This is a genomic window from Desulfobacter latus, from assembly GCF_013389365.1.
GTDB classification, from domain to species: Bacteria; Desulfobacterota; Desulfobacteria; order Desulfobacterales; family Desulfobacteraceae; genus Desulfobacter; species Desulfobacter latus.
The window spans coordinates 1-10,533 of sequence record NZ_JACADJ010000095.1 but is presented as its reverse complement, the minus strand read 5'-3'; the positions used below and the strand labels follow the sequence as shown (position 1 = coordinate 10,533).

5 protein-coding genes, 1 rRNA gene and 1 pseudogene are annotated in these 10,533 nt (G+C 42.9%); 1 reads left to right on the top strand and 6 read right to left on the bottom strand.

The annotated features are described in order from the left end of the window. Positions 1–51 precede the first annotated feature (51 nt). The 6 genes and pseudogenes from HXW94_RS17130 to HXW94_RS17105 form a co-directional block, all read right to left on the bottom strand. On the bottom strand, positions 52–1,452 hold the full coding sequence (locus tag HXW94_RS17130; RefSeq protein ID WP_178368117.1) for a GAF domain-containing protein: 1,401 nt from the start codon (positions 1,450–1,452) through the stop codon (positions 52–54). A 160-nt stretch (positions 1,453–1,612) separates the two neighbouring features. Then, positions 1,613–2,737, bottom strand: a complete 1,125-nt coding sequence (locus tag HXW94_RS17125; protein WP_178368116.1) for an HD-GYP domain-containing protein — start codon at positions 2,735–2,737, stop codon at positions 1,613–1,615. A gap of 2 nt (positions 2,738–2,739) precedes the next feature. Further along, the gene (locus HXW94_RS17120) at positions 2,740–5,826 is read right to left on the bottom strand and encodes an ATP-binding protein (RefSeq protein ID WP_178368115.1); all 3,087 of its coding nucleotides are present in this window, start codon (positions 5,824–5,826) and stop codon (positions 2,740–2,742) included. 206 nt (positions 5,827–6,032) lie between these two features. Next, positions 6,033–6,878, bottom strand: a pseudogene (locus HXW94_RS17115) (methyl-accepting chemotaxis protein); the annotation flags it as partial. Positions 6,879–7,170: 292 nt separating this feature from the next. After that, a complete protein-coding gene (locus HXW94_RS17110; protein WP_178368114.1) occupies positions 7,171–8,583 on the bottom strand; it encodes a sigma-54-dependent transcriptional regulator in 1,413 nt (470 codons plus the stop codon). Positions 8,584–8,753: 170 nt separating this feature from the next. Then, complete coding sequence (locus HXW94_RS17105) at positions 8,754–9,953, bottom strand: aminotransferase class I/II-fold pyridoxal phosphate-dependent enzyme (protein WP_178368113.1); 1,200 nt, start codon at positions 9,951–9,953, stop codon at positions 8,754–8,756. Between the two features lie 494 nt (positions 9,954–10,447). Here HXW94_RS17105 and HXW94_RS17100 point away from each other — a divergent pair. After that, positions 10,448–10,533: ribosomal RNA gene (locus HXW94_RS17100) — 16S ribosomal RNA — on the top strand; the annotation flags it as partial.

The following is a 10,533-nucleotide window of genomic DNA, read 5'->3' as shown; positions in this document are numbered from 1 at the left end:
TGTTTTTACTTTTTAAAACTATCGAACAGAGAGAGATATAATTGAAGATTGTTAGAAAATTAAGTAACAAATAAAATTTAAAATGAAATTTGAGGGTTTAGAACCTAAAATAATCGAACCCCTTGTTGCAGGTACACCTAAAAAGGCTTTGATTTCAATATGGCCGGCAGGGGTACCGATGGAGCGCGGATCGTTTTTAATATCGTTGAGCAATATAGGCTGCTTCTTATCCAGGACCCAGCCGAACAAGCCTGTACATTTTTCAAATACGATGGATTTATCAGGTACTTTGCATTGTTCCCAAATATCTTTGGTCATTGTATGACAGGTCAGAAAACCGTTTTCTTCTTCATAGGTCCCGACATATCCGTATCTGCTTTTTGTCAGTTGTTTGGCTGCTTCCAGCACTTCTTCCGAGACGTCCGCCAGGTTGGTTTGTGTTAAAAGTGAGGCAGACAGGTTGGCGAGCGCTTTATCAATATGCTTTTGCAGTTCCATCTCTTCTTCAAGTTTTTTCTTCTGGACAATGGACCAGCTCATATCGGCAAAATAGGAGACGATTTCGATATCCTTTTTATCATACGCCCTGGATTTATTACCCACACCAAGAATGGCGACAATCAATCCGTCTTGAATGACAGGCACAACCAGCTCCCGGGTGATTTTTGCATGATTCTCAGGCAGTCCCTTTTTATGGGGTAATGACCCATAGTCATTATGAACCACTGGTTTGCGTTCATGGACACATTCTACCCATACACCGGCATTATTAATATCATAATGCATCCCTTTGCCACTGATACTGCAGAATTCATTCAAGGTGCGTGTAGACCACTGTTGAAGCTCAAGGGTTTTCTGATCAGGATTGACAAAATGATAAAAGCCGATAGGGCTTTGCACTATTTGTCCCAGATCATCCAAAACCTTTTGTAAAAGTTCCTCAAGAGAATGGTTCGAGGCATACCTGATCAGTGAGTGGCGGGTCTGTACCAGCATTTGAAGATCATTATACGGCTTCAAGTGTTCAAGCAAAGGTAATTTTTCCGGCAGTAACAGGTGCTGATATTCATAGGCGGGCATCAGGATAATAAGACGGTAAGCCGTACCCTTGTCTTCAATAAACCGGATATCACATCTATACGGTTCAATAGTCCCTTCCTTGCGCCGGAATCTGAGAACCACCTCTCCTTCCTTGTCCAGATGATTCACTAAAAGATCATGGTTAGACTCATCCAGCAGTTTCCCCCACTCTGTTGACATGTGCATATGGCTGTCTGGGCTAAAACCCAGAGATTTCCAGAATCCGGGACTGATATATTCAGCCTTTTCCATTGATAGATCTTTGAACAGTAAACCTGATATGGTTTCAGTTGCCATCAACTCTAATATGCTCACATCTTTTTTGATAAAGTCCTGCAGACGGTTTTTTAATTTTCTTATCTGTCTATCCATTAAAATCAGGGCCCTGTATTTTTAAAAAATATATTTTTCCAACAAAGAAATTGAAAAAAATACCATTCTGTAACATCCTGTTGAACATACACGTTGCAGAATATCAATTTTCATTTTTCTTTCAATAAGAAAAGTATTGTTTTTCGTACTCATTTTGACGTTAATCCTGCTGATGCAATGCCCTTTTGCTCTGAACTTGGGCATCCGGAACGATTGGTGCCGGCTGATCCGGTTCAGCATATTTTATGGCAATGGCTTTGAATTCCTGTTCATTTTCCTGGAAAATATCAACCAGAATGGGGTCAAACTGCTGCCCGACGGACGCCTGGATAATACTGACAGCTTTTTCGTGTGAAAATGCCGGTTTATATACGCGTTTTGTTGTCAACGCATCATAAACATCCGCTATTGCCATTAATCTTGCCGGTAGTGGTATTTCGTTGCCCTTCAACCCCTGTGGATAACCGCTGCCATCCCATTTTTCATGATGGCTGTATGCAATTTCTCGCGCAATACTTAAAAAAGACTCTGTGCCCAACGTTTTTTCAGACGCCTGGATGATATCCTTGCCGTAAACACTATGCAGCTTCATCTGGTTAAACTCTTCGGGTGTAAGCTTTCCAGGCTTTAAAAGTACGTTATCCGGAACCCCGACCTTGCCGATATCATGAAGAGGGGCCGATTTATAAAGCAATTCAATGGTGCTCTCATCCATGGGGTATTCCGGCAAATTTGTTTTTGATTTCAACGCGTCAGCAAGGCATTTGACAAAATACTTGGTGCGCTTGATATGCAGGCCGGTTTCCGGATCTCGAAACTCCGCCAGATTCCCTGCAATCTCAATGGTGGCGTTCTGGGCAAGGTTTAACAAATGTGTCCTTTTTGATACCATACGTTCCAGATTATCTGTGTGATCTTTTAACGCAATATGATTTTTCACTCTCTGCGCAAGAAGTTTTGGATTGAACGGTTTGGTAATATAATCTAATGCACCCAATGCCAACCCTTTTGCTTCGTCGTCGTCATCATCTAAAGCCGTTAAAAAAATAACCGGTATGTCACGGGTAAGATCATTGGATTTCAGTTGCCTGCACACATCATATCCGCTCATTTCCGGCATCATGACATCCAGTAAAATGAGATCCGGCCGCCCCTTTTTAACCAAAGATATGGCATCTTTGCCGTTGGTTGCTACGCTGATGATATAGTTACTGCCCAATGTACCGATCACCAGGTCTATATTTTGTCTGCTGTCATCCACAGTAAGGATTTTTGCCTTTTTCATGATCATTCCTTATGGTTGATTAAATTCTGTTTCAGGTAGTGTTCAGCCTTTTTAAACTGGTATGCATCAATCCATCTCATGAGATTTGAAAAACATTTGTGATCGGTTTCACTCATCGGCGTCAACAAAATTTTCTTCAAAACAGCCAGACTTTCCACCGGCTGATGCTCACGGATGTGGGTTAAAAGCTGTGCCGTCAGTTTATCGGTTACATGCTTATTTTCAATCAATGGAACAACATCAGAAACTGACTTTTCCTGTGAATAATCCTGTGATGAAATCAGCTCTTCTGCGGCATTTATCACCTGTGCTACTTCCTTTGCAATCAAAGGCATTTTTTCTGTTAAGACTGAAATTCTTACAGCTCGCTGATCGTTTTCACCAGTTGATTCTGCTTCAATTTTCTTCATTCTTGACCATAGCTTTGCAGACAGACGGGACAGACGGCCTGCACAAATCATCCGTGCGGTTGATTTTAAATTATGCAGCTGTAAAGATATGTTTTTTAAGTTCAACTGCTCCAGATCATCGTTAAACTGTGCTTCAAAATTTCCATAAGAACTGATAAATGTTTTTAACATCTTGCCAAACAGTTGCCGGTCTTGATTCACGTATTCCAGGCAGGCCTGGGCATCAATTGGGGGGGACGCATCCTCCTTGGCAGCAGCGTCACACTCATGGGTTTCACAAAGCCACTGATCCATGGCCCTGTAAAGTGTTTCCTTACGAACCGGTTTCTCCAGACAGCCGTCTATACCATGTCTACCGGATTTATCCTGGAACTGCTTAAAAGCGTGCCCGGTTATGGCAATGATCGGCACATGGGCTGCGCCATTTGTTTTTAATTCCCTGCTTATATTAGATGTTTCATTGCCATCAATATCCGGCATTTGAATATCCATCAGGATCAGATCAAAGGCTTCTGATCTGACCATTTGAAGCGTCTCATGACCACTTGAGGCCTCAAAAACGACAGCACCTTTTTTCTCTAAAAAAGCCGCTATGATTTCCCGGTTCATGGGGTCATCATCTGCAACCAATATCTTCCTGGATTTCAGACAGCTGCCGTGTTCCGGCTGTTTCTCAAACCCGGACGGCGTCTGTCCCAGGGGTTGTAATGGTTTCTTCTGACTGGCTTTGAAAAGCATTTTCATAAATCTCATTGGTGTGACAACCTGATCCAGAGAAGAAAAAAAGATGCCGTGGCGATTAAAAAAACGGGTGTACGTCAGTTCATTTTTTTCATATGCCTGAACAGACCTTAAAAAGAAAATATGGATATTTTCACCCCCCTTGAGATCATTCATCCCAAAGGCTGCTGAATTCTTTATTGCTTCAATCATGGTTTCGTCAGCAAAAACAAATAACGGGTGCCTGCCTATGGAAAAGGTTTTGAGCAATCCCACTGTTTTTTGAAAGCTATCAGTTTCCAGGGTGTTGACATTAAGGTGTTCAAGGTTGGTTTTTAAAAACTGTGTTGGATAGTTATTTTCACTGCAGATAAGTGCTTGGGTATGCTTTAATTTTTCAATCCAAGGATGCGATAACGCTTTTAGTGCCGGTTGTTTGATGGGAAGTAAAATACTGAAGGTCGAACCTTTGCCCGGACGGCTTTGAACTTTGAGCTCTCCGGCCATCAGGGACACCATTTTTTTGACGATTACAAGCCCAAGGCCGGTACCAGCAAATTTTCGAGTTGTTGAGCTGTCCAGCTGTGTAAAAGGCCGGAAAATTTTGGAAAGCTGTTCTTCGGCTATGCCGATCCCCGTGTCCTTTACATCTATGGCAAGCCGGTCCTGTCCGTTTTTATCCTTGCAGATATTGGAAGTAACGGTAACAGCACCCTCCATGGTATATTTCAACGCATTGCTGATAAGATTCATTAAGATCTGGGAGATCCGCACTGGATCTCCTATAAGATTCAGTGGCAGTGGATGGTGATGTTCATAAATCAGGTGAATCTCCTTTTCCTGGGCCGTATATTTTAAGACATCAAAAATTTTTTCAATCATCGGCCCAAGCTGGAACTCCTCTTCAACCAGTTCCACTTTGTCTGCTTCGATTTTCGTTAAATCAAGAATATTGCAGATGATCGCCAAAAGGGCATCTGCGGCATCATGTATATTGGTGATATACTGATACTGCTTTTCGTCCAGAGATGAATCCAGTAACAGGCGGCTCATTCCCAGGATGGCGTTCATCGGTGTCCGGATTTCATGGGACATGGTGGCCAGAAAGCTGGTTTTGGCCCGTGTGGCGGATTCTGCTTTATTCTTGGCCTGTTTCAGTTGTTCGATCATATTTTTCTGATCCGTTGTATCCTGCAGAATCTCCATCACCTTGGATGGAAGACATTTGTCATCATGTTCCATTATACTGGTTCGAACCTGGAAAACCCTTTCCCGGCCTTTTATATCCTTATGGCAATAATCTTTTTCCCGGGGCTTGCCATCTGAAAACGTCTCCTGAACAATACAGGGTCTGCACTTTTCCGGATTTCCGTCGTATACCTTGATGCACTTCTTATATCCCAGATCTTGTCCAAACATGTTTTCGGCATGTTCATTATACCAGACGATATTCAATGATTTGTCCAGGATGCAGATAGGGTCCGGGATTGATGCAAGCATCGCTGTCAGCTGATCATCTTTTTTCCGCAGTTTGCGGTTTATCTGCCACCACTCTGTTATATTTTCATGGGAGGCAACAGCAAATAGCTGATTTTCAAACCAGATTTGACTGAACGTGACTTTAAACCATCTTTTTTCTGCGGGCGAGTGACAGGGATATTCCATGGAAAATTTTTTAAGGTTTCCGCCAAGCAGTTCTTTTAACTGCTCTGCAACTTTTTGTGACCCTTCATTATGTTTGCCCGACGCATTTTCAACAATTGTTAAATACCGTTGCCCCAGGCCGTAGCCTTTTGCAGCAAGGTCATTTTTATCTGCAAAGCTCCGCCATGCCTTGTTAATATATATAATGTTGGAATCGGCATCCATCACTGCAATGTGCTCCGGCAGTGCATCAAGTACAGGCTGGAAAAACCTATCCGGTGTCGTCGCTTGTTTTGTTTTTGTTAAATCCTGCATAACCACTCACTTTTATAAGAAAGCTTCAATAACTTACTGAATTACTTTCTTGTTTTGTTGTGGGCTAAGTCTGGCAGTTGATATGTCAGGTCAGCCCGGGGCTGTTATATTGTTTTACGGATATCCATTGCTGCTTCCATCTCTGGGCCTTCCTTCCCCCTTGATAGCAATATGGCAACTTGCATGCCGCCAAGGAGGAATCGGGTTTAGCTCAACCTGAAACGGCTGACCATATTGTTTAAATTTTCTGCCAGATTCGACAGCTCCCCGGCACTGCTCATTACCTGGCTGCTGCCGCGGTTCATTTCATCCGTCGACTGGCTGACATCAGAAATTTCCCGGGTTACTTCGCCTGCTACTGCTGAGGTTTGACTGACGTTTTCATTGACCTCTGATAATCCCATAGCGGCCTGGCTGACGTTATCGGCAATCTCCTGTGTGGTTGATGACTGCTCTTCAATCGCCGTTGCAATGGACGCTACGATGGTATCAATTTCATTTATAACGTTTACAATATCTTCTATGGCATTTACGGATTCACCCGTTGTATCCTGTACTTCTGCTATTCTTGAGCTGATATCTTTGGTTGCTTCCGCAGTCTGCTGGGCCAAAGCTTTTATTTCTCCTGCAACAACAGCAAAGCCTTTTCCGGCTTCTCCTGCCCTGGCAGCTTCAATGGTTGCATTCAATGCCAGCAGGTTTGTCTGTTCAGATATGTCTGTAATCGTATCGGTGACCTTGTGGATCTCAGTGGCGGATTGCTTTAGCTGTTCAATTTTCCCGGAAGCTTCACGCGCTTTTGAAACAGCCGTGTGGGTTGTTTCGCTTCCACTTGCCGTATTTTTGGCAACTTCCTGAATGGTCGCGGTCATCTCTTCGGCGGCGCTGACAATCATCTGAATGTTCGTGGTCGTTTGTTCCGTGGCCGCAGCAACACTGGTCATCGTGCCGGCCATCTGCTCTGCCGCTGCAGATACATTGGTTGACTTGCCGGCAGTCTGCTCTGAGCTTGATGACATCTGGTCAGATATGGCGGACAGTTCAGTTGAGGACAATACTTCCGATCCCGATCCCGATTTTGTTTGAAATTTTAAGGTTTTTCCATGTTCTTATCATTTTCAATCCTCCTTGATTTGTTTAAGACAAATTCAAAAAATAAAATTTGCGATTCAGTGCATGGGTATCTAAGATATCAAAAATCATGCCATATTTTTGATTGGGCGATTTGTGTTGTTATCTCAGTAATCTATAGGTCTTTTGCAAGGAAGGCATTTTTCACACAACAGAATTCAGCCCTGTTTTTTTTTGTGTTGCAACACAAAAAATTTTTGTAAAGCGAAAAAGTTATTTGGATTTTAATTGAAATTTGCGAATGTAAAAATAGATCCTGTTTTTGCTCAGGCCGGATTGTTTAGCCGCTGTTTCAAGATCCCAATCACATCTTGAAAGGAGCGCTTGAAAGTAGTCATGTTCTATTTCATTGATGGCTTTATACCGATATTCTTTAAAGACCGGCACAGGAATGCCGGGATCCAGAGGCGTTGGGTTCAAATGCGATTGAGTGGCTGGTGTTTTAACATCAAAACCTTTTTCCAGGAATGAGATTCGAATCATATCCGGCAGTTGCATGGGATAGATTAATTCAAGCCCGGGACCGGTCAGAATGGCGCTCTCAATCACATTAATCAGTTCCCTGATATTACCGGGCCAGTCATAGTTTTCCAGCATGGTTATGGTTTCAGGAAGCAGCGCTTTGGGGGGCAGCTGATGTTCTGTACACAGCTTGTCCAAATAGTGTTGTGCCAGCACTTTAATATCTCCATTCCGAAATCTGAGAGCTGGGACGTTAATCACAAAGGTCTTAAGCCTGTGGTAGAGATCCGCCCTGAAGGTTTTGTCATCAACCATTTGCTTGAGGTTTCGGTTTGTTGCGGATATCAGGCGAAAACAGCTGGATAACTCTTTGGCGCTTCCCACAGGCCGGTATTTTTTCTCCTGAAGTACCCTCAAAAATGACTTTTGAGCAGACAGCGGCAGTTCCCCAATTTCATCAAGAAATAATGTGCCGCCATGAGCCATGGCGATTAAGCCTTCAGATGATTTATCCGCACTTGTAAATGCACCTTTTTTATATCCGAACAAGGTACTTTCTATCAGTTTTTCCGGCAAAGAAGCACAGTCCACAACCACATACTCTCCTGTGCCAGAAGATGAGTTGTCATGGATCATACGCGCCATCAGCTCCTTCCCGGTGCCGCTTTCTCCCTGAATCAGGACATTTACCGGGCTTGAGGCAATATAGGCGATCTGATCCAGGCAGTCGGTCAAAGCCGTACTCTTTCCCACAATCCCCGCTGTGGAAAGAACAACAGTTCTTTCCCTCATCTGCGTTTGTTTTTTATATTCCAGCGCCCGTTTTATCTGAAGCATCAGCTTATCTTTGTAAATCGGCTTTTCGATATAGTCCCAGGCACCGTTATTTATGGCAAGTTTGGCACCTTCTGCGTTGCTGAAAGCCGTGATAATGATAACGATGGGCGCTTCGGGCATTTGCCGGATCTTTGATAGTGCTTCAAGGCCATTGCCGTCCGGTAGGTTTACATCAAGAAAAATTAAGTCAAATGAGTGCTGGTTGATCAGTTCAAGACCCTGTTCAAGGGTGTCGCTTTCATATGAACTATGCCCCATCTCTTCTATCCTTGAGGCGATAATGTCCCTGATAAAATCCTCGTCATCAATGATTAGAATATTTTTCATAATTCCTGCAAAGTGTTTTGACTGAATTTTATTTTCGGTATCCAGGCTGAGGTTTTTTTCCTGGTACCGTCAAGCCCCTGCCTGACTGCCAGGGGCTTGAAACTGCTATTAAAAAAATTTGTCCGGCATTTTGACTGGAAACATGCAGGTTGTCACGCCTTCTTTGTTCCTTAAATTACCATCTGGTCCATGGCTTTTTTCATCTGCCGGACAGCCTGGCGCAGGCGTTCTTCATTTTCAACCAACGCCAGACGCAGATACCCTTCTCCCTCTTCTGAAAAGCCGGCACCTGGTGCCACTGCCACATTGCCTTTGTTCATCAGCTGGATGGCAAATTCCATGGAACCCATTTTATTAAACGGTTCAGGGATTTTTGCCCATACAAACATACCGGCTTTTGGTCTTTCTATGTCCCATCCGATTCGTTCGAGACCTGAACAAAGTACATCGCGACGGTTTTCATAGATTTTTGCAAGTTCCGGAATGGTATCATCACAATCCCGGAGCGCAATAATACCTGCCACCTGAATGGCCGAAAAGATACCATAATCAAAATAGCCTTTAATTTTTCCAAGAGCCTCGACAATTTTTTCATTACCAACGCAATATCCAATGCGCCAGCCGGCCATATTGTATGATTTCGAAAAGGAGCCAAACTCAACACCGACATCTTTGGCGCCCTCAATTTCCAGGAAACTTGGGGCAACATATCCGTCATAGGTTATTTTGGCGTAGGCAAAGTCATTGATAACCATGAATTTAAATCGTTTGGCAAGCTTTACAATTTCTTTGAAAAAAGCTTTATCCGTGACAACGCCGGTGGGGTTGTGGGGGTAGTTGAGCATAAGCACTTTTGGACTGGGGTAACACGCTTCACATACTTTAATGATCCTGTCCAGAAAGCCGTTTTCGGGTTCCAGGGGAATTCTCATAACATTTGCGCCGGCAATCACCGAGGCATAGATATGTATGGGAAAAGCCGGTGCCGGAACCAGAACGCAGTCCCCTGGACCCATGATGGCCAGGCACAAATGGGAAATCCCTTCTTTGGAACCAATCGTAAAGTAGGTTTCTTTGTCCGCATCCAGCTCAATGTTGTAATGGCGATTATAATATTTGGCAATTTCTTTTTTTAAATTGGGAAGCCCTGAACTTTCCGGATATCTGTGGGATTTTGGGTCCTGGGCAACGTTCACAAGCTTCTCAATAACCGCATCAGGTGTGGGATCCATTGGGTTCCCCATACCAAGGTCAATAACATCATCGCCATTCCGCCGTTTATCCATCTTCATCTTATTGATCATACCGAAAAGGTAAGGGGGCAGGTAATCCATCCGGGATGCAAACCGAATAATATTGTCTTCTTCCACGTCAAAAGCTCCTAATAATAAATGGTTGAAACATGAAATCAAAATAAGAAGAATATCAGATTTTATTAAACTGATAAAATCAAATCTTAATAAGAATTAAATTGTGTTCATGTTTTAAGGGCCATCGCCCTTAATATTAAAAAGGTTTCACGGGAAATATTTTTTAGAGGGCAATGTTCACATTATCTGTGATTTTATCAGTACCCTACAAAAAAATTTTTTTTGTAATTAACTGAAATAATATACAAAAAAATTTTTTTGTAAAAAATTTTTAAAAAAAATAAAAAAACTGTTTGACAGCCGTGTTATTTTCAGGCATATTTCGCCGGTCTTCTTGAAGGGACAAGCAAACCAAATTTTCTTCGAGATGATTTTTTTTGCAAGGTTTGATCTTTGAAAATTGGTCAGTGAAAAAGAAAAGAGCGGGTCAATGACAATGCGCTTGAGCGTAACGGCTTAAAGTGCAGACCTTAAAAAGTTTTAGTAAAGGATTATAACTGGAGAGTTTGATCCTGGCTCAGAATGAACGCTGGCGGCGTGCTTAACACATGCAAGTCGAACGAGAAAGGGATTGCTTGCA

Bases quoted from the DNA above. Each gene is read 5' to 3' on its own strand.
- HXW94_RS17130 (WP_178368117.1), bottom strand. From the start codon at position 1,452: ATGGATAGACAGATAAGAAAATTAAAAAACCGTCTGCAGGACTTTATC.
- HXW94_RS17125 (WP_178368116.1), bottom strand. From the start codon at position 2,737: ATGAAAAAGGCAAAAATCCTTACTGTGGATGACAGCAGACAAAATATA.
- HXW94_RS17120 (WP_178368115.1), bottom strand. From the start codon at position 5,826: ATGCAGGATTTAACAAAAACAAAACAAGCGACGACACCGGATAGGTTT.
- HXW94_RS17110 (WP_178368114.1), bottom strand. From the start codon at position 8,583: ATGAAAAATATTCTAATCATTGATGACGAGGATTTTATCAGGGACATT.